The 22780-nt window shown below is 63.8% G+C and carries 25 protein-coding genes; 8 read left to right on the forward strand and 17 right to left on the reverse strand.

The window, feature by feature from the left end; translation table 11 throughout:
• The first annotated feature begins 165 nt into the window (after nt 1–165).
• Nucleotides 166–771: a ribosome biogenesis factor YjgA gene (gene yjgA, locus GV035_RS20005; RefSeq protein WP_159836706.1), complete on the forward strand. Its 606-nt coding sequence runs from the start codon at nt 166–168 to the stop codon at nt 769–771.
• Complete coding sequence (gene mog / locus GV035_RS20010; protein WP_159836707.1) at nt 761–1381, forward strand: molybdopterin adenylyltransferase; 621 nt, start codon at nt 761–763, stop codon at nt 1379–1381. The genes yjgA and mog overlap by 11 nt, the downstream gene beginning before the upstream one ends.
• Here the strand turns inward: mog and orn are convergent.
• On the reverse strand, nt 1378–1998 hold the full coding sequence (orn, locus tag GV035_RS20015; protein ID WP_159836708.1) for an oligoribonuclease: 621 nt from the start codon (nt 1996–1998) through the stop codon (nt 1378–1380). The genes mog and orn overlap by 4 nt on opposite strands.
• A 118-nt stretch (nt 1999–2116) precedes the next feature.
• Between orn and GV035_RS20020 the strand changes: the two genes are divergently transcribed.
• Genes GV035_RS20020 through GV035_RS20030 form a run of 3 tightly spaced genes read left to right on the forward strand, consistent with a single transcriptional unit; the run spans nt 2117 to nt 4637 of the window.
• Nucleotides 2117–3385, forward strand: coding sequence for a M48 family metallopeptidase (locus GV035_RS20020; protein WP_159836709.1), 1269 nt, complete (start codon nt 2117–2119; stop codon nt 3383–3385).
• A complete protein-coding gene (gene rsgA, locus GV035_RS20025) occupies nt 3382–4317 on the forward strand; it encodes a ribosome small subunit-dependent GTPase A (RefSeq protein WP_159836710.1) in 936 nt (311 codons plus the stop codon). Before GV035_RS20020 ends, rsgA begins: the two co-directional genes overlap by 4 nt.
• On the forward strand, nt 4314–4637 hold the full coding sequence (locus GV035_RS20030) for a putative signal transducing protein (RefSeq protein ID WP_159836711.1): 324 nt from the start codon (nt 4314–4316) through the stop codon (nt 4635–4637). The genes rsgA and GV035_RS20030 overlap by 4 nt, the downstream gene beginning before the upstream one ends.
• 3 nt (nt 4638–4640) lie before the next feature.
• Here GV035_RS20030 and GV035_RS20035 read toward each other — a convergent pair whose 3' ends face one another.
• The 6 genes from GV035_RS20035 to rpsP all read right to left on the reverse strand — a co-directional run bounded on the left by GV035_RS20035 (nt 4641) and on the right by rpsP (nt 8884).
• Nucleotides 4641–5579 carry a CobD/CbiB family protein gene (locus tag GV035_RS20035; RefSeq protein ID WP_159836712.1) on the reverse strand — a complete coding sequence of 313 codons (939 nt, stop codon included), beginning with the start codon at nt 5577–5579 and terminating at the stop codon, nt 4641–4643.
• Nucleotides 5580–5681: 102 nt separating this feature from the next.
• Nucleotides 5682–6338, reverse strand: a complete 657-nt coding sequence (locus tag GV035_RS20040; protein WP_159838087.1) for a CoA pyrophosphatase — start codon at nt 6336–6338, stop codon at nt 5682–5684.
• A gap of 146 nt (nt 6339–6484) precedes the next feature.
• Nucleotides 6485–6874, reverse strand: a complete 390-nt coding sequence (rplS, locus tag GV035_RS20045; protein WP_159836713.1) for a 50S ribosomal protein L19 — start codon at nt 6872–6874, stop codon at nt 6485–6487.
• A 135-nt stretch (nt 6875–7009) separates the two neighbouring features.
• Nucleotides 7010–7780, reverse strand: coding sequence for a tRNA (guanosine(37)-N1)-methyltransferase TrmD (gene trmD / locus GV035_RS20050; protein ID WP_159836714.1), 771 nt, complete (start codon nt 7778–7780; stop codon nt 7010–7012).
• Nucleotides 7781–7808: 28 nt separating this feature from the next.
• Nucleotides 7809–8540, reverse strand: coding sequence for a ribosome maturation factor RimM (rimM, locus tag GV035_RS20055; RefSeq protein ID WP_159836715.1), 732 nt, complete (start codon nt 8538–8540; stop codon nt 7809–7811).
• Between the two features lie 89 nt (nt 8541–8629).
• Nucleotides 8630–8884, reverse strand: a complete 255-nt coding sequence (gene rpsP / locus GV035_RS20060; protein ID WP_035925539.1) for a 30S ribosomal protein S16 — start codon at nt 8882–8884, stop codon at nt 8630–8632.
• 201 nt (nt 8885–9085) lie between these two features.
• Between rpsP and GV035_RS20065 the strand changes: the two genes are divergently transcribed.
• Nucleotides 9086–9589, forward strand: a complete 504-nt coding sequence (locus tag GV035_RS20065; protein ID WP_159838089.1) for a hypothetical protein — start codon at nt 9086–9088, stop codon at nt 9587–9589.
• A gap of 9 nt (nt 9590–9598) precedes the next feature.
• On the opposite strand, the gene GV035_RS20070 is transcribed toward GV035_RS20065, so the two are convergent.
• Complete coding sequence (locus GV035_RS20070; RefSeq protein WP_159836716.1) at nt 9599–10738, reverse strand: PA0069 family radical SAM protein; 1140 nt, start codon at nt 10736–10738, stop codon at nt 9599–9601.
• A 71-nt stretch (nt 10739–10809) separates the two neighbouring features.
• Nucleotides 10810–11298: an Lrp/AsnC ligand binding domain-containing protein gene (locus tag GV035_RS20075; protein ID WP_159836717.1), complete on the reverse strand. Its 489-nt coding sequence runs from the start codon at nt 11296–11298 to the stop codon at nt 10810–10812.
• Nucleotides 11299–11439: 141 nt separating this feature from the next.
• Here GV035_RS20075 and GV035_RS20080 point away from each other — a divergent pair, with 141 nt between their 5' ends.
• Nucleotides 11440–12732 carry a D-amino acid dehydrogenase gene (locus tag GV035_RS20080; RefSeq protein WP_159836718.1) on the forward strand — a complete coding sequence of 431 codons (1293 nt, stop codon included), beginning with the start codon at nt 11440–11442 and terminating at the stop codon, nt 12730–12732.
• A 51-nt stretch (nt 12733–12783) separates the two neighbouring features.
• On the opposite strand, the gene GV035_RS20085 is transcribed toward GV035_RS20080, so the two are convergent.
• From GV035_RS20085 to GV035_RS20115, 7 genes are all read right to left on the reverse strand, one after another.
• Entirely contained in the window at nt 12784–14574 is a 1791-nt protein-coding gene (locus tag GV035_RS20085) for an acyl-CoA dehydrogenase (protein ID WP_159836719.1), read from the reverse strand.
• Between the two features lie 98 nt (nt 14575–14672).
• Entirely contained in the window at nt 14673–15608 is a 936-nt protein-coding gene (locus GV035_RS20090; RefSeq protein ID WP_159836720.1) for an electron transfer flavoprotein subunit alpha/FixB family protein, read from the reverse strand.
• A gap of 1 nt (nt 15609) precedes the next feature.
• On the reverse strand, nt 15610–16359 hold the full coding sequence (locus GV035_RS20095; RefSeq protein WP_159836721.1) for an electron transfer flavoprotein subunit beta/FixA family protein: 750 nt from the start codon (nt 16357–16359) through the stop codon (nt 15610–15612).
• Nucleotides 16360–16529: 170 nt separating this feature from the next.
• A complete protein-coding gene (locus tag GV035_RS20100; protein ID WP_159836722.1) occupies nt 16530–17327 on the reverse strand; it encodes a MetQ/NlpA family ABC transporter substrate-binding protein in 798 nt (265 codons plus the stop codon).
• A gap of 22 nt (nt 17328–17349) precedes the next feature.
• Entirely contained in the window at nt 17350–18003 is a 654-nt protein-coding gene (locus GV035_RS20105; RefSeq protein ID WP_159836723.1) for a methionine ABC transporter permease, read from the reverse strand.
• The gene (locus tag GV035_RS20110) at nt 17993–19027 is read right to left on the reverse strand and encodes a methionine ABC transporter ATP-binding protein (protein WP_159836724.1); all 1035 of its coding nucleotides are present in this window, start codon (nt 19025–19027) and stop codon (nt 17993–17995) included. The genes GV035_RS20105 and GV035_RS20110 overlap by 11 nt, the downstream gene beginning before the upstream one ends.
• A gap of 178 nt (nt 19028–19205) precedes the next feature.
• Nucleotides 19206–20129, reverse strand: a complete 924-nt coding sequence (locus GV035_RS20115; RefSeq protein ID WP_159836725.1) for a histone deacetylase family protein — start codon at nt 20127–20129, stop codon at nt 19206–19208.
• A 286-nt stretch (nt 20130–20415) separates the two neighbouring features.
• Between GV035_RS20115 and mltB the strand changes: the two genes are divergently transcribed.
• Nucleotides 20416–21573: a lytic murein transglycosylase B gene (gene mltB, locus GV035_RS20120; protein WP_159836726.1), complete on the forward strand. Its 1158-nt coding sequence runs from the start codon at nt 20416–20418 to the stop codon at nt 21571–21573.
• 72 nt (nt 21574–21645) lie between these two features.
• Here mltB and cysM read toward each other — a convergent pair whose 3' ends face one another.
• Nucleotides 21646–22548 carry a cysteine synthase CysM gene (cysM, locus tag GV035_RS20125; protein WP_159836727.1) on the reverse strand — a complete coding sequence of 301 codons (903 nt, stop codon included), beginning with the start codon at nt 22546–22548 and terminating at the stop codon, nt 21646–21648.
• Nucleotides 22549–22780: the final 232 nt, after the last annotated feature.

Raw genomic sequence — 22780 nt, forward strand, 5'->3', positions numbered from 1 at the left:
GCGCAAGCGCCCGTCGCGCTGCGTGCCATGAATGTCGCGCCTGTCGTCGCGCCGGTTGGTGCCTCGAACGCGCGCCGACTCTTCACGCGATCATAGCAAGGACGGCGCGCCTTCACCGGCCGCCACCGCGTCGGCTCACGCGCGGGCGCAAGCTACAATGTCGCCATGAACCGTAAAACCCGCATTCAACCGATGGAAGCCGATCGCGGCGACGCGCCCGATCAGGTCTACGACCGCCCGAGCAAATCGCAACTGAAGCGCGAAATGCACGCACTGCAAGAGCTCGGCGAGGCGCTCGTCGCGCTGCCGAAGGATGCGCTCAAGCGCATGCCGATGCCCGAAGATCTCGACAGCGCCGTGCGCGAAGCGCGCCGCATCACGGACCACGAGGGCAAGCGCCGCCAGATGCAGTATGTCGGGCGCGTCATGCGCTCGCTCTCGGAAGGCGACATCGCCGCGCTGCGCACCGCGCTCGACACGCATCGCGGCGTGAACAAGGCGGAAACCGCGCGGCTGCACTGGATCGAACGCGCACGCGAACAGTTGCTCGCCGATGACGCCGCGCTCACCGAATTCATTCGCCAGCATCCGGGCGTCGATCCGCAGGAAGGCCGCACGCTCATTCGCAATGCACGCAAGGAGCGGCAGCAGCAGAAGCCGCCGCGCTATTACCGCGAGCTGTTCCAGTGGATCAAGAACGCGGCGGGCGTGGAAGACGACGAAGACATCGACGAGCAGGAACACGACGAGGACGGACACGATGAAGCCTGAGCGCAGCCATCCGGACGAGTTGATCGTGGGACTCGTGTCGATCAGCGATCGCGCGTCGCAAGGCGTGTACGAGGACAAGGGCTTGCCCGCGCTGCAAGCGTGGCTCGGCGGCGCGATGGCGTCGCCGTGGCGCGCACAAACGCGGCTGATTCAGGACGATGCCGCCACCATTTCGGCGACGCTTATCGAACTCGTCGATACGCTCGGCTGCGATCTCGTGTTGACCACCGGCGGCACCGGCCCCGCCCGCCGCGACGTGACACCCGAAGCGACGCTCGCCGTCGCCACGAAGCCCATGCCCGGTTTCGGCGAGCAGATGCGCCAGATCAGCCTCAACTTCGTGCCGACCGCCATTCTTTCGCGGCAAGTCGCCGTGATTCGCGAGACCGCCGATCACGCCGCGCTCATCATCAACCTGCCGGGCCAGCCGAAGTCGATCCGCGAGACGCTTGAAGGCGTGAAGGACGCGGACGGCAAGACGACGGTGCCGGGCATCTTCGCGGCAGTTCCGTATTGCATCGACCTGATCGGCGGGCCGTATATCGACACGCAGCCGGAAGTGGTCGCCGCGTTCCGTCCCAAGAGCGCGATCCGGCCGCCGAAGGTTTAAGCCGCGCTGCTTCCTGCCGACGGAATCAGGAAGTGCTCGCGGTAGTACTTCAGCTCGTCGATGGATTCGTGGATGTCGGCGAGCGCGGTGTGCATCGCCCGCTTCTGAAAGCCCTTGTAGATGGCGGGCTGCCAGCGGCGGCACAACTCCTTCAGCGTGCTGACGTCGAGATTGCGGTAATGGAAGAACGTCTCCAGTTCCGGCATCCAGCGCGCCATGAACCGGCGGTCCTGACAGATGGAATTGCCGCACATCGGCGACTTGCCGGGCGGCACGTACTGGCCGAGAAAGTCGCGAATCTGCCGGGTGGCTTCGGCTTCATCCACCGTTGACGCCTTCACGCGCTCGGTCAGCCCCGAGCGGCCGTGCGTGTTGCGGTTCCACTCGTCCATGCGTCCGAGCGCCTCCTCCGTCTGGTGGATGGCGAGCACAGGCCCTTCCACCATCTTGTCGAGCGTCGAGTTCGTCACGACCACCGCGATTTCGATGATGCGGTCGTTGTCCGGGTCGAGGCCGGTCATTTCCATGTCGAGCCAGACGAGGTTCATGTCGCTGCGCGCGAGTACGGATTCGGAGGCGAGGTCAGAGCTTGCGGGACGATCGGAAGTGTCGGTCATGAATGCTGCCTGAGAAGAGAATGAGGCGCGGGCCGAAGCCATCGACGGTGGCATGATGTGACAACGGTGACACAGCCAAGAACCTATAATTCTCGCATAGTTCAATCGGAATGCCCGGATGACCCACCTCTCGCTCGCTTTCTCGGCCGTCTTCGTCGTTGCGCTCGCCGCGATGGTGTCGACCAAGCTCTGGCTGGCCTCGCGCCAGATCCGCCACGTCGCCGCCTACCGTGACGACGTGCCGCCGCAGTTCACCGGCACCATCCCGCTCGCGGCGCATCAGCGGGCCGCGGACTACACGATCGAGCGCACGCGCCTCACGATGATCGAAGTCGTGACGAGCGCCGTCGTGCTGATCGCGCTGACGCTGCTCGGCGGCGTGCAGGCGCTCGACAACGCCATCTCCGGCTCGCTCGGGCGCGGCTATCTCGGGCAGATTGCGCTGGTGGCGTCGGTCGTCGCCATCACGAGCCTGATCGACTTGCCGTTCGACTACATTCGCCACTTCGTCGTGGAAGAGAAATTTGGCTTCAACCGCATGTCGAAGAAGCTCTTTTTCGTCGACCTGGTGAAGGGCACGCTGCTGGGCGTCGTGATCGGCGCGCCGCTTCTCTTGCTGACGCTGTGGCTCATGGATCGCGCGGGCGCTTTCTGGTGGCTGTGGACGTGGATGGTCTGGGTCGCGTTTCAATTGCTTGCCATGGTCATCTACCCGACGTTCATCGCGCCGCTCTTCAACAAGTTCGAGCCGCTCAAAGACGAGGCGCTGCGTGAGCGCATCGAAAACCTGATGTCGCGCACGGGCTTCGCCGCCAAGGGTCTTTTCGTGATGGACGGCAGCCGCCGGTCCGCGCACGGCAACGCCTATTTCACGGGCTTCGGCGCGGCCAAGCGCATCGTCTTCTTCGACACCCTGCTCGCGCGGCTGTCCGGCAGCGAAATCGAAGCGGTGCTCGCGCATGAACTCGGCCACTTCAAGCGCCGCCATGTGCTCAAGCTGATGATCGTGATGTTCGTCATCAGCCTCGCGATGCTCGCCCTGCTCGGCTGGCTCGTGCAGACGGTGTGGTTTTACGAAGGTCTGGGCGTGCGGCCGTCGCTCGTCGGCGGCAACAACGGGCTCGCGCTCGTGCTGTTCATGCTCGTGCTGCCCGTGTTCATGTTCTTCGTGACGCCGCTTGGCAGCCTGACATCGCGCAAGAACGAGTTCGAGGCGGACGCTTTCGCCGCGAGCCAGACCGACCCGAAGGATCTCGTCAACGCGCTCGTGAAGCTGTACGAGGACAACGCCTCGACGCTCACGCCCGATCCGCTCTATACCGCGTTCTATTACTCGCATCCACCCGCCTCGCAACGCATCGACCGTTTGATGCAACACGCCGCATGACGACGCGCGCCACGCGCAAGAGCGGCGCGTCGTCTGCCGCACGCCTCACGGGGACGGTGATCGCCGCGCACGGCCGGCACTATCTCGTCACGCCCGAGGACGGCGGCGCGATGCTCCAATGCTTTCCACGCGGGAAGAAGAGCGACGTGGCAGTCGGCGACCGCGTGATGTACGAGCAGTCTTCGGCGGATCAGGGCGTGATCGTCGAGATCGGCGAGCGGCGCAATCTGCTGTATCGCTCCGATCAGTTCAAGTCGAAGCTCTTCGCGGCGAATCTGGATCAATTGCTGATCGTGCTTGCCACCGAGCCGCATTTCAGCGAAGACCTGCTCGGGCGCGCGCTCATCGCGGCCGAAGCGCACGAACTCGATGCGCTCATCGTGCTCAACAAGACGGACGTGACGGACGCGCTGCCGCTCGCGCGCGAACGGCTCGCGCCGTATCGGGCGCTGGGTTACACGGTGATCGAACTATCGGCGAAGGCGCGGCCGGGCGAGGTGCATCCTCAACTGGACGCACATCTCCGGAATCGCGCGACGATCCTGCTCGGGCAATCCGGCATGGGCAAATCGACGCTCGTGAATCTGCTCGTGCCGGATGCGGACGCCGCCACGCGCGAAATATCGTCGGCGCTCAATAGCGGCCGTCACACCACGACGTTCACGCGGCTCTACGCGCTGCCGGGCGGCGGCTCGCTGATCGATTCGCCGGGGTTTCAGGAATTCGGCCTGCATCACTTGTCGGAAGGCCAGCTCGAGCGCGCGTTCGCTGACTTTCGCCCCTATCTCGGCCACTGCCGCTTCTACAACTGCCATCACCTGCAAGAGCCGGGGTGCGCGGTGCTCGAAGCCGTCGAGGCCGGCAAGATTCGCCCCGAGCGGCACGCGCTTTACGCACAGCTCGTCCACGAAGCCAGCCAGATCGTGCGATGAAACGGCTCACGTGGGCGCCCAACCTGATCACGGCACAACATTGGGTCAATGTGCTGGCGATTGCGGGCGTGCCGTGTGAGCTGCACAACCGTTATCTCAACGGCGCATTGGGCGAGATTCCGGCGGATCAGTGCGCGCCTGAGATCTGGATCGTCGACGATCGGGACGAAGCATTGGCGCGCCGTCTATTGGAGCGGGCGCAAAAAGGCCCGGACGCGAACGCCCGGCCCTGGTTCTGCAAGCATTGCGGCGAACGGCTGGAGCCGCAATTCACCGTCTGCTGGCAATGTCAGACGGAGCGCGATCCGCTCGACGACTGACGCTCAGGCGAGCCATACGGCGATGGTGAGCATGAGCAAGAGCAGCATCCACAAGATGACGGCGCGCCACACGAGGCCGACCGCCGATTGCAGCGTGCGCGGCGTGCAGTCGTCGCCGACCGGAAGCGGGCTCGCGTCGCCGACGGCGAGTGCTTCCACGCTCAACGGCTCGGCCAGCGGCCCCGCGAGACGCGCGCCCAGTGCGCCGCTGCCCGCAGCGAGCAGCACGCCGTCGTTCGCGTCCGGCCACTGGCGCGCGTGGTTGCGCCACGCGTAGATGGCGTCCTCGAAATTGCCGACGATCGCGAAGCCCATGGCCGTCAGTCGCGTCGGAATCCAGTCGATCACGAAAAACGCGCGCTGCGCGAACGACGAGAACTCCGCGGTGCGCTCGGGGCTCGGCACGGCCCACGCACGCGCCAGATATTCGGCGATGCGATAGAACACCGCGCCCGCCGGACCGATCGGAATGAGGAACCAGAAGAACACGCCGAACACGTGCCGATGCGACGCGACCACCGCGTGAACCAGCGTGTGCCGCACGATCTCGCTCACGGGCATATCGACGGTATCGAGGCCCGTCCACTCAGTCAGCACTTCGCGCGCGCGCGGCACGTCGTCGTTATTTAGCGCGAGGTGGATGTCGGTGAAATAGTGGCTGAACTGGCGAAAGCCGAGCGTGAAGTACACGATCACGACATTCCACAAAAACGCCAGAACGAAGTTGATCCGGTACAGCACGTAGTAGACGAGGCCCACCGCGAGCGTCCACGGCAAAACGACCACGAGCCACGCGACAATGCCGTGCTTCGGCTTGCCGGCGTCGAAGCCATTCGCGGTGGATTCCGCATGATAGTGAAGCAACGCCGAAACAGGATTGTGCGGCGAGAGGGCACGCACTTGCTCGATGATGAGAGCCAGCAATACGGAGAAAAAAGTCATGCGAAGCGCCGAAACAGTCGGTTGATTCGAGTTTCGCGTAACGATAGCACAGCGCCTTGTGCGTTTTGTACGATCGGTCGCGGCGTGCGTCGCGAGCCGTGGCTATCGGGCAGCGAGAAAGCGATAGAAGTTGCGCAACATGCCGGCCGTTGCGCCCCAGATGAAATACGGGGCTTTGCCTTCGCAGGGCGTGTACGGCATCGCGAAAAAACGACGCTCTCCGCCCTCCCAGCGAAACACGCGCACTTCGTGATTCGCCGGATTCATGAGCCACGCGAGCGGCACCTCGAAGATATCGGCGACTTCGCTCGTGTCGGCTTGCAGCGTGAACGGCGGATAGACGAGCGCGACAACCGGCGTCACGCGAAAACCCGTCCCGGTCAGATAGTCAGGCATCGCGCCGATGACTTCGCAATGCTCCGCTCCGAGCCCGACTTCCTCACGCGCTTCGCGCAGCGCGGTGGCGGCGGCATCGGCGTCTTCGGGCTCGCGGCGTCCGCCCGGGAAACTGATCTGGCCGGCGTGGTCGGAGAGATGATCGGCGCGCTGCGTCAGCAGCACGGTAAGACCGCCCTCGCGCAAGACGAGCGGCACGAGCACGGAAGCGACACGCGGATCACCGCCGATCGCCTTGATGCGCTGCTCAGGCGGCTCCTGCGTCCAGTCGAGTTCTTTCGCGAAGCGCGCGCGCAGGCCGTCCGGCGTGAGGCGCTCGGGCGGAATGGGCGGCATGGCTTCGCCCGTCGAAACGACGGGCATCTGTTCGGGTTCGAGAATGCGCGGAGTCGATGTCTTGCCAGTGGACACGGTCTCAAGCCTGAATGTGGAAGATACGATTTGAACACACCAAAGAAAAAAGCACCCGCGAGGGGTGCTTTTTCCGGTGCGACTGCGCAGCTGAGAGCTTACTCGGCGGCGGTAGCGGCACGGTCCTTCGAGACCAGCTTTTCCTTGATTCGAGCCGACTTGCCCGAACGCTCGCGCAGGTAGTACAGCTTCGCGCGACGAACGTCACCGCGACGCTTCACGACGATGCTCGCGAGCAGCGGCGAGTAGGTCTGGAACGTACGCTCGACGCCTTCGCCCGACGAAATCTTGCGGACGATGAAGTTCGAGTTCAGGCCACGATTGCGCTTTGCGATCACGACGCCTTCGTAAGCCTGCACGCGCTTGCGCGTACCTTCGACGACGTTCACGTTGACGACGACCGTGTCGCCCGGACCGAAGTCGGGGATGGCCTTCTCGCCCAGCACGCGCGCGATCTCTTCCTTCTCGAGTTGTTCAATCAGATTCATTACTGACTCCTTGTGCCATCTTGCCGGAGTTGTGTGCCTCGACTTCTCGTGATGAGGCCCCGGTAGAGGATGGGTTCACTTCCGGCGCCGATGTAACTCAGCGCCCCCTTTTCGTCCCGCTCGTCGCTCGAAACCTCACTGCGGCTTCGACGCATCCTTCGCGAGACTTGCAAGCCACGCCTCGTCGGCACGGCTCAGCATCTTGCTTGCGCGGGCCCGCGCGATCAGATCGGGCCGCTTGACGAATGTGTTGCGTAACGCTTCGCGCCTGCGCCACGCGTCGATTTCCTTGTGATGGCCGCCGAGCAGCACATCCGGCACGCGCACGCCTTCGTATTCCTCCGGCCGCGTGTAGTGCGGGCAGTCGAGCAATACGTCGACGAAACTGTCCTGCACCGCCGATTGCGCGTCGTTCAGCACGCCGGGCAAGTGGCGCACGACGGCGTCCATCAGCGCCATGGCGGGCAATTCGCCGCCCGAGAGCACGAAATCGCCGAGACTCACTTCCTCGTCCACCACGCGATCGATCAACCGCTGGTCGATCGCTTCGTACCGGCCGCACAACAGCACGAGGCCGGGTTCCTGCGAGAAACGCATCACGCGATCATGGTCGAGCTTTGCGCCTTGCGGCGACATCATCACGACGCGCGTGTTCTCGATGCCCTGCTCGCGCTGCGCCGTCCTGGCCGCGGCGATTGCGTCTTCCAGCGGACGCGCCAGCATGACCATGCCGGGGCCGCCGCCGTACGGACGGTCGTCGATAGTGCGGTAATTGTCCGTGGTGAAATCGCGCGGATTCCACGTACGCAGACCGAACCGCCCCTGCTTCACCGCCCGGCTGGTTATGCCCCAGTCGGTCAGTGCGCGAAACATCTCGGGAAAGAGCGTCACGACATCGAACTGCATCGCCCTCTCCGTGTTCTGCCGATGGCTGTCAATAATCGGCGTCCCAGTCGACGACGATACGCTTCGCCGCCCGATCCACCGTCTTCACGTACACGCCGACGAACGGAATGAGCCGCTCGCCGGTGACGGGCTGGCCATCCTTGTTGGTTGCCGGGTACTCGACCCGCAGGATGGAATGCGCGCCGTTGTCGATCATGTCGGCGACGCGGCCGAGCGCCACGCCCGCTTCGTTTTCGACATCGAGGCCGATCAGATCGACCCAGTAGAACTCGTCTTCGTCGTCGAGCTTCGGGAAGTCGCTGCGTGCAATATGCACCGCGTACCCTTTCAGCGCCAGCGCGGCGTCGCGGTCGTCGCAGCCCGACAGACTCGCGACGATCGAATCTCCGTGCACCTTCGACTGCAAACAGCGCGCGAATTTGCGATCGTGGTTCTTGACGAGCCACCACCGCTTGGCCGCGAGCAGCGCGTCGCCGCCCGACTTGCCGTGGGCATGCGGCACGACCTTGACCCAACCCTTCAGGCCGTAGGCATCGACGATAAAGCCCACTTCGACGGCGTCTTCCGGCAGACGCTCTGCCGGCTCGATACCTCCGACCGCGCCTTCTGCCTTGCCTGGCGCAGAAACGCCGGCCGCCACGCGGCGCGCGCCCGGCTTGCGGACGAACGCGCCGAACGTGGCGGCGCCTTCCTGTTGCCCCGGCTTCGGTTGACTGACGGAACCGGACTCGTGGCCGTTTTGGGGATCACGCGCGGACATCAGCGAACCTTTGGGCAATGATGGAGCGACCAAGCGGCAGCCACGCTTTACGCGTGACCCGCCAACTCGATCGACAAAGCAATGACAGCTTAAGCAGCCGGCTGAGCTTGCTGCGATTGCTTGACGAGACGCTCGACGGTCGGCGACAGTTGCGCGCCAACGCCTTGCCAGTACGTCAGGCGATCTTGAGCGATACGCAGCGATTCGCCCTTGGTGGCGACCGGGTTGTAGAAACCCACGCGCTCGATAAAGCGGCCGTCACGGCGGCTACGCGAATCGGTTGCGACGATGTTGTAGAACGGGCGCTTCTTCGAGCCGCCACGAGCCAAGCGGATGATGACCATGCTGAAATCCTTGAAAACCGGGGTTCGGAACTACCAGAACACGCGATTATAACGGGAATCCAAAGCCCTAACAAACACTTAACGCATTTTTTGCTGACGAGGCGCGGCCTCTCGCGCCGCCGCGACCCCAATGTCGCATTCTGTCGACACCGCGCGCCGCGTCGTAAAATGACGAATTCGACCTTCTCACCGCTCTCCACGATGACTTCCTCGTCCGTTGCCGCGCAGTCCGACTCGAAGCCTGCGCGCAAGGCGGCTGCCCCCTACTTTCGCTCGAAAACGCTGACTGCGGCGCTCGCGTTTTTGTTCGGCAGCATCGGTTTGCACCGCTTCTATCTGTATGGCATGCGCGACAAGTACGGTTGGGCGCATACCGTCGGGATCGTGATGGGCGCGGTCGGCTATCTGCTGCTCGCCGCCACGGATCGCACGTCTGTGCTCGGCTGGATGCTCGCTGTGCCGGGCGCCATATCGCTGCTCGCGGCATTTCTCTCGGCAATCGTCTACGGACTGCGCCCCGATGCGAAGTGGGACGCACAGTTCAACGCCCACATGGACCGTCAGAGCAACTCGGGCTGGACGGTAATCTTCGTGGTGATTTTCTCGCTGCTGATCGGTGCGTTCCTGCTGATGACGGCCCTCGCGCTCACGTTCCAGACGTATTTCGAAGGCCAGGTCGAAGCCGCCAAGACGTTGTCGCAATGAGGAATCGCGTCAGAAAAGATTCAGTTGGTCACCAGCGGAAGACACCGCCCCCCGCTGAATCCTGACGCTCGCCGGGCGCTGAAATTCCGACATATCCAGAATGCCGCGATTGCGCAGGTTCAGGCCGAGCCGCTTCGTCGCCTGGCGAAACCGCTGTTTCAGCATATCCGCCCACAAGCCCTCGCCCTTCATGCGCGTCGCGAAATCCGAGTCGTAGTCTTTGCCGCCGCGCATGTCGCGCACGCGGCTCATCACGCGGTCCGCGCGATCCGGAAAATGCGCAGCGAGCCAATCCTTGAAAAGCGGCGCGACTTCCCACGGCAGCCGCAGCACGATATAGCTTGCCGTCGTCGCGCCGGCCTCGGCGCACGCTTCCAGCACACGTTCGAGGTCCGGTTCCGTGACGAACGGAATGACCGGCGCAATGCTGACGCCGACCGGAATGCCTGCGTCCGCGAGCGTGCGAATGGTGCGCAGCCGGCGCGAAGGCGTGGCGGCGCGCGGCTCCAGCGTACGCGCGATGTCGGCGTCGAGCGTCGTGACGGTGATGGCCGCCATGAACTGCTTGCGCTCGGCCATAGGCGCGAGCAGATCGATATCGCGTTCGATCAGCGACGACTTCGTGATGGCCGCGAACGGATGCCCGCAGTCGTGCAGAATCTCGATCACGCGCCGCGTGAGCTTCAGATCACGCTCGACGGGCTGATACGCGTCGGTATTTACGCCGAGCGCGATGGGATCGGGCTGATAACTCGGCTTCGCAAGCTCACGCTCGAGCAGTTCTCCCGCGTTGATCTTCGCGTAGATGCGGCTTTCGAAATCGAGCCCCGGCGACAGCCCGAGATAGCTGTGCGTCGGGCGCGCGAAGCAGTAGATGCAGCCGTGCTCGCAACCGCGATACGGGTTCAGCGAGACGGTGAACGGAATGTCCGGCGAGTTGTTGCGCGTGAGGATGCTCTTCGCGCGCTCCTCGAAGACCTGCGTGCGCAGCGGCGGCGAGCCGTCTTCTTCGGCCGTTTCGTGCGACCAGCCGTCGTCCACTCGCTCGCGTTCGTCCTTCTCGTAGCGTCCCTGAATGTTCGACACAGCGCCCCGGCCCTTCAGCGGCGAAGGCGGCGCGACAGGAAATTCATCGTCCGGCGTGGGCATTGCAGTCACGGATATACGTCTCTCAATACTGTATAAATATACAGTATCAGGCCGCGACCGCAAGCAAAATTTCACACGTCGACCGGGATGGTCAGCGTCTCTTTAATTTCCTCCATCACGACGTAGCTCTTCGACTGCACCGCTCCCGGCAACTGTAAAAGGATGTCACCGAGCAGCTTGCGGTAGTCCGCCATTTCGCCAATGCGCGCCTTGATCAGATAGTCGAAATCGCCGGAAACCAGATGGCATTCGAGCACTTCAGGAATGCGCTGAACCTCGCGCCGGAACTGGTCGAACATGTTGCCGCTTTTGTGATCCAGCGTGATTTCCACGAACACGAGCAGCGCCGCGCCAAGCTGCGACGGGCTCACGCGCGCGTAGTAGCCGGTAATGACGCCGTCGCGTTCCATGCGCCTCACGCGCTCGATGCACGGCGTCACCGACAGGCCGACGCGCTCCGCTAGATCCTTCATCGCGATGCGGCCGTCCTGCTGAAGAATGTTCAGGATTTTGTGATCGAGCTTATCGAGCGTGCGAAGCGGATTTCGCTGCGTTCTCATTGTTTTGTTCCTGAAAATTCACGAAATACAATAACTAAAACTGCCTTCGAGCCAATAGTATAGGCGATAACACTAGCCGGACAATCCGTCGCAAGCCAGCGCGATTCGTGAATGTCCAGTCGGATCGGAAACGGAGATCACATGCGAATCGTTATTCTCGGAAGCGGCGTCGTTGGCGTGACGAGCGCGTATTACCTCGCCCGCGCCGGGCACGAAGTCACGGTCATCGAGCGCGAAGCCGGCCCCGCGCTCGAAACCAGTTTCGCCAACGCGGGGCAGATTTCGCCCGGATACGCGTCGCCGTGGGCCGCGCCGGGCGTGCCGCTCAAGGCCGTCAAATGGATGTTCGAAAAGCACGCGCCGCTCGCCATTCGCCTCGACGGCACGGTGAGTCAGCTTCAGTGGATGTGGCAGATGCTGCGCAATTGCACGCAGGATCGCTATACGGTGAACAAGGGCCGCATGGTGCGCCTCGCTGAATACAGCCGCGATTGCCTGCAGGCGCTGCGCGCCGACACGGGCATCGAGTACGAAGGCCGCACGGGTGGCACGCTCCAGGTGTTCCGCACGCAGCAGCAACTCGACGGCGCCGCGAAAGACATCGCCGTGCTGAAGGAAGCCAACGTGCCGTTCGAGCTTCTGTCGGCGGCGGAACTGGCGAAGGCCGAGCCCGCGCTCGCCGCCGTGTCGCACAAGCTGACGGGCGGTTTGCGCCTGCCTAACGACGAAACCGGCGACTGCCAGTTGTTTACCACGCGCCTGGCCGCGATGGCCGAATCGCTCGGCGTCAAGTTCCGCTACAACACGCCTATCGATGCGCTGCGCGTGAGCAATGGCCGCATCGCCGGCGTGCAATGCGGCACCGAGCTGGTCAAGGCGGATTCGTATGTTGTTGCGCTGGGTTCGTACTCGCCCAAGCTGCTCGGCGATCTGCTCAAGATTCCCGTTTATCCGCTGAAGGGCTATTCGATCACCGCGCCGATCGTGGACGCGGAGCGCGCGCCGGTTTCGACTGTGCTCGACGAAACGTACAAAATCGCGATCACGCGCTTCGACGACCGCATTCGCGTCGGCGGCATGGCGGAAATCGTCGGCTATGACAAGTCGCTGAAGCAGGCGCGCCGCGAGACGCTGGAAATGTGCGTGAACGACCTCTTCCCCGGCGGCGGCGATACCGCGAGCGCGAGCTTCTGGACAGGCTTGCGCCCGATGACGCCGGATGGCACGCCGATCGTCGGCCGCACGCCGGTGCCGAACCTCTTTCTGAACACCGGCCACGGCACGCTCGGCTGGACGATGTCGTGCGGCTCGGGCCAACTGCTCGCTGACCTCATGTCCGGCAGACAGCCTGCGATCCGCTCGGACGACTTGTCGGTGCATCGCTATTTCGGCGATGCCAGCGTCAACGGGCGGCCGGCCTACGCGAAAGTCTGACCCGGACCGGCTGACTAAACGACGGCGCCTGCACAGGCGCCGTCGTCGTTTTCAGAACTGGTCTTCGCTCAACGCGAGGACGCCTTCGCGTCCATTGGCGCTTACGATCGCCGCCTCGAAGCCGGGCGCGTGCGACAGAATGTGCTCCGCGAAGAACTCGGCGGTCGCGATCTTGGCCGAATAGAACGGCTCGTCCTCGGCGCGCTTCGCGTGCGCGACGAGCATCGCGCGGGCCATTTGCCAGCCAGAAAGCACGATGCCCGCGAGCTTCAAATACGGCACGCTGCCCGCGAACACCGCGTTCGGATCGCTCTTGAACCGCGCGACGACGAACTCGATCGAGCGCGCGAGCGACAGGCTGCCGGCGCTCAAATGGCGATGCATCGACTTGAACGGCTGGCCGTCGACTTCGGCGAGCGCGGCGAGGGTCTGGTCGATCTGCGCAAGCAGCGCCTGCGCGGTCGCGCCGCCATCGCGGACGGTCTTGCGGCCGATCAGATCGTTCGCCTGAATCGCGGTCGTGCCTTCGTAGATCGGCAGGATGCGGGCATCGCGATAATGCTGCGCGGCGCCGGTTTCCTCGATGAAGCCCATGCCGCCATGCACCTGCACGCCGAGGCTCGCGACATCCACCGAGATCTCGGTGCTGAAGCCCTTCACGATCGGCACGAGAAATTCGTAGACCGCCTGATGGCGCTTGCGCACCGCCTCCTCGGGATGCGCGTGCGCCAGGTCGCTGTGCGCGGCGGCCACATACGCGAGGGCGCGCGCGCCTTCGGTATAGGCGCGCATCGTGGCGAGCATGCGGCGTACATCCGGATGCTGGATGATTGGCACCGCGGCCTTCGCGCTGCCATCGACCGGGCGGCTCTGCACGCGTTCCTTCGCATACGCGACCGCCTGCTGATACGCCCGCTCCGACACCGACACGCCCTGCATGCCGACCGCGAAACGCGCGGCGTTCATCATGATGAACATGTATTCGAGGCCGCGATTTTCCTCGCCGATCAGATAGCCCACCGCCCCGCCGTGATCGCCGTATTGCAGCACGGCGGTCGGACTCGCCTTGATGCCGAGCTTGTGCTCGATGGAAACGCACTCCACGTCATTGCGCGCGCCGAGCGAACCGTCATCGTTGACGAGAAACTTCGGCACGATAAAGAGCGAAATGCCCTTCACGCCTTCTGGCGAATTCGGCGTGCGCGCGAGCACCAGATGCACGATGTTCTCCGTCATGTCGTGCTCGCCGTACGTGATGAAGATCTTCGTGCCGAAGAGCTTGTACGTGCCGTCGCCTTGCGGCTCGGCGCGCGTGCGTACGAGCGCAAGATCGGAGCCGGCTTGCGGCTCGGTCAGGTTCATCGTGCCGGTCCATTCGCCGGAAATGAGTTTCGGCAGATAGCGCGCCTTCTGCTCTTCGCTGCCGGCCGTCAGCAACGCTTCGATTGCGCCGTCCGTCAGCAGCGGACAGAGCGCGAACGAAAGATTGGCCGAATTGAGCATTTCGATGCAGGCGGTCGCGATCAGCTTTGGCAGGTTCTGTCCGCCGAACTCCGCCGGATGCACGACGCCTTGCCACCCGCCTTCCGCGAACTGGCGAAACGCGTCCTTGAAGCCGGGCGTCGTCGTCACCTGTCCGTTCGCCCACGTGCTGGGCTGACGGTCGCCCGTGACGTTCAGCGGCGCAAGCACTTCGCCGCAGAAGCGCGCGGCTTCTTCGACGACGGCTTGCGCGGTATCGAAGTTGCCGTCCTCGTAGCCGGGCAGCGCCGCGATGCTGTCGATGTCCGCCAGTTGTTTCAGGACGAACAGCATGTCCTTCACGGGGGCGCGGTAGCTCATCGTTCTGTCTCCTCAATCGTGTCCGGATGCAAAAAGGGCGCAACGGTTGTCGCGCCCTTTGTTTTTCTTATTGCAGGCGCCGCTCGCGACGCACGCGATCAGCCGAGTTCTTTCACCAGTTCCGGCACGACCGCGAACAGATCACCGACGAGCCCGTAATCCGCCACACTGAAAATCGGCGCTTCGGCGTCCTTGTTGATCGCGACGATCACCTTGCTGTCCTTCATGCCGGCCAGATGCTGAATCGCGCCCGAGATGCCGACCGCCACATACAACTGCGGCGCGACGATCTTGCCCGTTTGCCCGACTTGATAATCGTTCGGCACGTAGCCCGCATCGACTGCCGCGCGCGATGCGCCCAGCGCCGCGCCCAGCTTGTCCGCGAGCGGTTCGAGCACGTGCGTGTAGTTCTCGCCGCTGCCGAGCCCGCGCCCGCCCGACACGATAATGTTCGCGCTCGTCAGTTCCGGCCGGTCCAGCTTCGTGACTTCGCGGTTCACGAACTGCGAGATGCCCGCGTCCGCCGCTGCTTCGATCTTTTCGACCGATGCATTACCGCCTTCCGCCGCCACCGGATCGAAGCCCGTCGCGCGCACGGTGATGACCTTGATCGGATCGGCCGATTGAACGGTCGCGATCGCGTTGCCCGCGTAGATCGGGCGCTCGAAGGTATCGGCGCTGACGACAGCGGTGATTTCGCTGATCTGCGCGACATCGAGATGCGCGGCGATACGCGGCGCGATGTTCTTGCCGTAAGCCGTGGCCGGGGCAACGATGTGCGAATAGTCCTTCGCGATGTTCAGCACCGTGCCTTCGACATTTTCCGCGAGCCCTTCGGCGAGTTGCGGCGCATCGGCCAGCAGCACCTTCGAAACGCCCGCGATCTTCGCAGCCGCATCCGCCGCGCCTTGTGCGTTGGAACCCGCGACCAGCACATGAATATCGCCGCCCAGCTTGGCCGCTGCCGCGACCGTGTTCAACGTCGCCGCTTTGATCGACGCGTTGTCGTGTTCCGCAATTACGAGTGTCGTCACGTTAGATCACCTTCGCTTCGGTTTTCAGTTTCTCGACCAGCGTCTTCACGTCGGGCACCGTGACGCCGGCGCTGCGCTTGGGCGGCTCGGTGACTTTGAGCGTCTTCAGACGCGGCGCGACATCGACGCCCAGATCGGCGGGCGTGACCGTCGTCAGCGGCTTCTTCTTCGCCTTCATGATGTTGGGCAACGTCACGTAGCGCGGCTCGTTCAGGCGCAGGTCCGTCGTGACGACCGCGGGGAGCTTGAGCGACAGCGTTTCCGCGCCGCCATCGACTTCACGCGAGACGGTCGCGCGGCCATCGGCGATCACGACTTTCGAGGCGAACGTCGCCTGCGGCAGACCTGCCAACGTTGCCAGCATCTGGCCGGTCTGGTTCGAATCGTCGTCGATCGCCTGTTTGCCGAGAATCACGAGTTCGGGCTTCTCCTGATCGACCAGCGCCTTGAGCAGCTTCGCGACCGCGAGCGGCTGCAAGTCCTCGGCGGATTCAACCAGAATCGCGCGGTCCGCGCCGATAGCCAGCGCCGTGCGCAGCGTTTCCTGACATTGCGTGACGCCGCACGACACCGCGATCACTTCGGTTGCGACGCCCGCTTCCCTCAGACGCACCGCCTCTTCCACGGCGATTTCGTCGAACGGGTTCATCGACATCTTCACGTTGGCGAGTTCGACGCCCGTGTTGTCCGATTTCACGCGGACCTTCACGTTGTAGTCGACCACGCGCTTGACTGGCACCAGAATTTTCATCCACACGCTCCAAAGTTACGATTACGTCAACCCAGCCTCATTATACGAGCGGCGCGTTCGCGCCTAAGCCTCGACGGGCGAACCAGGTCAGCGTACAAATCATCTGCGCTCACTTTAATAGAACGGTCGTTCGCTTTCTATCCCAAAAAACCCGAAGACACGATAAACGCTCACCAGGCCGCGATAACCGCGCCGGCGTACTTGCCCTCGATAAACTGCTTGACCTCCGGTGAATGATAGGCGGCCACGAGCTTGCCGACCCACGGCTTGTCCTTGTCGGCGGCACGAATGGCGATGATGTTCGCGTACGGCCCGTGCGGGTCTTCGATGGCAATGGCGTCGGACCTGGGCTTCAGGCCCGCTTCCATCGCGAAGTTTGTATTGATGGCGGCGGCATCGACATCGGCGAGCGAGCGCGGAATCTGCGCGGCGTCCAGTTCGACGATCTTCAGCTTCTTCGGATTCTCGACGATATCGAGCGGCGTCGCCTTGAGGCCCGCATCCGCGCGCAGTTTGAGCAAGCCCTGCTTTTGCAGCAGCAGCAACGCGCGGCCGCCGTTGGTCGGGTCGTTCGGCACGGCGATGCGCGCGCCGTTCGGCAGTTCGCTCAGCGACTTGAGCTTCTTCGAATAGATGCCCATCGGGAACGTGACCGTATCGGCCACCTTGATGAGCTTGTAGCCGCGGTCTTTCACCTGCGCGTCCAGATACGGCAGATGCTGGTAGCTGTTGGCATCGAGATCGCCCGCCGCGAGCGCCGCGTTCGGCTGCACATAGTCCGAGAACTCGACGACCGTGATCTTCAGGCCGTTCTTCGCGGCGACCTGCTTCACCACGTCCATCACCTGCGCGTGCGGTCCGCCCGTCACGCCGACCTTGATTGCGTTGTCGTCCGCGTGCGCGAGCGTGCTGATAAGCGATGCCGCGCCGAGCGCGGCGGCGAACTTCAGGATGAATCGACGTTGCATGTGCTGCCCCTTTTCGATGGAATTATTTGTGGCTCAGGCGCCGCACGAGCCAGTCGCCGAACGACTGCACGAGCTGCACGAACACAATGAGGATGACGACGACCGCGAGCATCACCTCCGGCAGGAATCGCTGATAACCGTAGCGGATGCCGAGATCGCCGAGCCCGCCCCCGCCGATTGCGCCCGCCATCGCCGAATAGCCGACGAGCGAGACGAACGTGATGGTGAGTCCCGCGACGACGCCCGGCAGCGACTCCGGCAACAGCACCTTGAAGACGATCTGGCGGGTGGTCGCGCCCATGGCCTGCGCCGCTTCAATGAGACCGCGGTCCACTTCGCGCAGCGCCGTTTCGACAAGCCGCGCGATGAACGGCGCCGCCGCGATGGTGAGCGGCACGACCGCCGCTGCCGTGCCGATGGACGACCCGACGATCAGCCGCGTGAACGGAATCACCGCGACGAGCAGGATGATGAACGGCGTCGAGCGCACCGCATTCACGACGCCGCCGAGCACGCGGTTCACCGCCATGTTCTGCAGCACGCCGTCGCGGTCCGTCAGATAGAGCAGCACGCCGAGCGGCAGGCCCACCGCCGCGCCGACGAGTCCCGAGATGCCGACCATGATCAACGTTTCCCAGAACGACTGCACGAACATGTCGAACATTTCACTCAACATGGGACAACTCCTCCACCACCACGCCTTGCGTGCGCAAATAAGCGATCGCCTCGGCGACCTTCACCGGCTGACCGCCCGCCAGCACGGCGAGCGATCCGAACGCCTGGCCTTGAATCTCGTCGATCTGGCCGTGCAGAATGTTGAAGTCCAGTTCGTAGCGGCGAATCGTCTCGGAGAGAATCGGCTGATCGACGCCCGAGCCCGTGAACGCAAGCCGCAGCAAATGGCCGCTGCCCGTCTTGAGCCGCTCGACGACGCGCGCCTTCAGCGCGGGCGGCAGCTCGTGCGCGATGACATCGCCAATGAGCGCGCGCGTGACTTCGTGATGCGGCTGCATGAACACGTCGACTACCTTGCCTTCTTCGACCACGCGCCCCGCATCCAGCACGGCGACGCGGTCGCAGACCTGCTTGATGACTTCCATCTGATGCGTGATGAGCACGATGGTGAGACCGAGTTCGCGATTGATCTTGCGCAGCAAATCGAGAATGGCGCGCGTGGTTTCGGGATCGAGCGCGGATGTGGCTTCGTCGGACAGCAGCACTTTCGGATTGCTCGCGAGCGCCCGCGCGATGCCCACGCGCTGCTTCTGTCCGCCGCTGATCTGCGCGGGATATTTGTCCTTGTGCGTGGTGAGGCCGACGAGATCGAGCAGCGGCAAAACGGCCGCTTCGATGTCCGCGCGCTTCTTGCCCGCGAGTTCGAGCGGCAGCGCGACATTGCCGTACACGGTGCGCGAGGACAGCAGATTGAAGTGCTGAAAGATCATGCCGATATCGCGGCGCGCGGCGCGCAGGTCGTCCGGGCGCAGGGTCGTGAGATCGCGTCCATCGACGATCACGTTGCCTTCGCTTGGCCACGTCAGCAGATTGAGGGTGCGCACCAGCGTGCTCTTGCCCGCCCCGCTGCGCCCGATGATGCCGAACACTTCGCCGGCGGGAATCGTCAGATTGACGTTGTGCAACGCTTCGACCCAGCCCCGGGGCCCCGCGAAACGCTGCGAGAGATTACGTATTTCGATCATGCGCCGATCTGGAAAATGCAAACGGCGGGAGGCAACGCCAGGTGGAATCACCCGCGCAGCCGGCCGCCGCTTGTTGAACTGCCGCTTTTTGAGAAGCGCGATTTTACAGGACGCTGATCTTTCCGCTTAATAACGATTTCGGATCGGCTAATTACGCCGGCCTATTTGGACGCATTTGCTAAATCTGCGCCAATGCCCGCAAATGCGCAACGACGCTGCGCCCGAGCGCGGACAGGTTGTATCCGCCTTCGAGGCAACTCACGATGCGCCCTTGCGCGTGGCGCTCGGCTACCGCGCGAATCTGCTCGGTGATCCACGCGTAGTCGTCTTCGACCAGCCCCATGTTGCCGAGGTCGTCTTCTCGGTGCGCGTCGAAGCCCGCCGAGATGAACAGCATCTGCGGCTTGAATTCGTCGAGACGCGGCAGCCACATCATGTCGATGACTTCGCGCACCGCCATGCCTTTCGTGCGCGCGGGCAGCGGCACGTTCACCATGTTGGGCGCGTGGCTGTCGGCGCCGCTGAACGGATAGAACGGATGCTGAAAGAAGCTGCACATCAGGACGCGCGGGTCGCCGGTGAAGGCGGCTTCGGTGCCGTTGCCGTGATGCACGTCGAAATCGATGACCGCGACGCGTTCCAGGCCGTGCACTTCCAGCGCGTGACGCGCGGCAATCGCGACGTTGTTGAACAGGCAAAAGCCCATGGCGCGCGCCGGCTCCGCGTGGTGGCCCGGCGGACGCACGCTGCAAAACGCGTTGTCGTAGCGGCCTTCGATGACGGCGTCGGTCGCCGCGATGGCCGCGCCCGACGCGCGCAACGCCGCGCGATACGACTGCGGGCACATCGACGTATCCGGGTCCAGTTCGCTGCGCCCCTGCTCCGGCGTGCGGCTCTTGATGTAGTCGATATGCGCCTGCGTGTGCACGCGCGCGAGATCGGCTTCATCGGCGAGCGGCGCTTCTTCGCGCTCGATCAGGGCGTCGATACGGCTCGCGATGAGTTGATCTTCGATTGCCTGAAGACGCGCCGGGCATTCGGGATGCCACTGGCCGTTATCGTGCTGCAGGCAGTCGGGGTGGGTGTAGAAGCCAGTGGCCATGGTGTCTCGCAGTGCCGCTGTCGTCGGCGCTTGTCTCGTCTTTTTTCGTCATACGCGATCCCGCCGCGCGCATTTGACGTTAAGTTACCACACCGTTCGAAACGGCCGTCGGGGCCGGTGGCATCGGCCTTGCGCGCGCAAGGCGTCGGTTATACTGCGCCGACGCCCCGGCAGCCAGCGCCGAAGGCACGTTGCAGGCACATGCGCTCGGTCAAGAATCGTTGCAAGAAGCTGCACGCGACGGCAGAACATCCGGCATCGCCCTCAATCGCTCATCAAGCACACTATGACTTTTCCGTTTGCCTCGCTCGACTCGTCCTTCAAGCCGCTGACGCGCGCGTTCATTGCTTCCCTGCTCTGCGCATTCGGCGTCGTGTCCGGCAACAGTGCCCTTGCGCAGTCGCAGCAGCCGCAGACCGCGACGCCGCAAGGGCAAGTGTTCGAAGAAGAGATCGTGCCGCAGCGATACGCGAACAATCCGAATGTCGATGCGTTCATCAACGACATGGTGGCGCGCTACGACTTCGATCCCGCCGCGCTGCATGAGCTCTTCAATCGCGTGAGCTACTCGGCGACGGCCGTGAAGCTGGTGTTGCCGTCGCCGACGCCGTCGCTCAAGAACTGGCGCGCGTATCAGTCGCGCTTCATCGAGCCGATCCGCATCAATGCGGGCGTGAAATTCTGGCGCGCGAATCAGGCCACGTTGCAGCGCGCGTCCGCGCAGTTCGGCGTGCCGCCGGAAGTGATCGTCGGGATCATCGGGGTGGAGACCATCTACGGCAAGTACATGGGCAATTTCCGCGCGCTCGACGCGTTGACCACGCTCACGTTCGACTACCCGAACACACCGAACCGCGCCGAACGTCAGGCGACGTTCCGCAAGAATCTCGAAGACCTGCTCGTCTGGACGCGCGACTCGCAAATCGATCCGACAACCGTGCTCGGCTCGTACACCGGTGCGATCGGCATTCCGCAATTCCTGCCGAGCAGCATCGTGCAGTACGCGGTGGACTTCGACGGCAACGGCCGCATCGATCTGCGCACGAGCCCGGCGGACGCCATCGGCAGTGTCGCGAACTATCTGAAGCAGAACGGCTGGGAGCCGGGCCGTCCGGTCGTGTGGCGCATTGCGGGCGACGAAGGCAGCCAGGGCATCGCGCAGGCCGCCGCCGACGGGCAGCCGGAGCCGCACTGGTCGCTCGCGCAGTTGACCAAAGCCGGCATGCTGCTGACGGAGCCGGGCTTGAACCTGGGCGCGGAGGCGGCCACGCCGCTGACCGTCGTCGATCTTCCGACGCCGGGCCGCGCGACCGAATACACGCTCGGCTTGAAGAACTTCTACGTGCTGACACGCTATAACCGCAGCTTCTTCTATGCGCTCGCCGTGTATCAACTGGGCGAAGCCGTCAAGGCGCGCATGGCGGCGGGCGACGCCCCGCAATAGGCTAGCTCTTCTCTTTAGGCGGTCCGCCACCCAAAGCGGGCCGCGCCTTACTGCTCAACACGCTCAACACGCTCAGGCGGGAAAGACGCCCGTCGACAGATAACGGTCACCGCGATCGCAGACCACGAACACGATGGTCGCGTTCTCGAGCTGACGCGCGACGCGTAGCGCCACTTCGCACGCGCCGCCCGACGAAATGCCGGCGAAGATGCCTTCCACCGACGCCAGCCGCCGCGCCATTGCCTCCGCCGCCGCCTGACTCACGTTCTCCACGCGATCCACGCGGCTGCGATCGAAAATCTTCGGCATGTAGGCTTCCGGCCATTTGCGGATGCCCGGAATGCGCGAGCCCTCTTCCGGCTGCGCACCGATGATCTCGATCTTCTCGTTCTTCTCCTTCAGATACTGCGACACGCCCATGATGGTGCCGGTCGTGCCCATGGACGAGACGAAATGCGTGATGCGCCCTTCGGTCTGTTGCCAGAGTTCCGGGCCGGTGGTTTCGTAGTGCGCGAGCGGATTGTCCGGATTCGCGAATTGATCGAGGATGATGCCCTTGCCGTCGCGCTGCATCTGATCGGCGAGATCGCGGGCGTATTCCATGCCGCCCGTGACCGGCGTGAGGATGATCTGCGCGCCGTACGCGCCCATGCTCTGACGCCGCTCGATGGACAAGTCCTCCGGCAGGATGAGCACCATCTTGTAGCCGCGCACCGCCGCAGCCATGGCGAGCGCGATGCCCGTGTTGCCGCTCGTCGCTTCGATCAGCGTGTCGCCCGGCTTGATGCGGCCGCGCTCTTCAGCTTTCCTGATCATCGACAGCGCCGGGCGGTCCTTCACCGAGCCCGCCGGGTTATTGCCTTCGAGCTTGCCGAGCACGACGTTGTTGCGGCTGCGGATTTCATCGTCCACGACGCGGACGAGCTGCACGAGCGGCGTATTGCCGATCGTGTCTTCGATAGTCATGTAAGCCATAGCGGACCGGATTGAGGTTCCACGGACGACGGCGCATGCTTGTGCGCGCGTTCGCCGGAATATTGATATGGGAGTCCACTGATTGTAGCCCACCGGTTCCCCCGATGCGTCTCGCCCCTCATGCGCGGATGGCTACGCGACTGCCACGGGGGACGGCTTTTCCACGCAAAAAACCCGCGGCGAGGCGAACCGCGGGGAGCCTAAACCATCCGAAGGCTGAAGGAGCGAAGAA

It is taken from the genome of Burkholderia sp. 8Y, assembly GCF_902506145.1.
Lineage (GTDB): Bacteria > Pseudomonadota > Gammaproteobacteria > Burkholderiales > Burkholderiaceae > Caballeronia.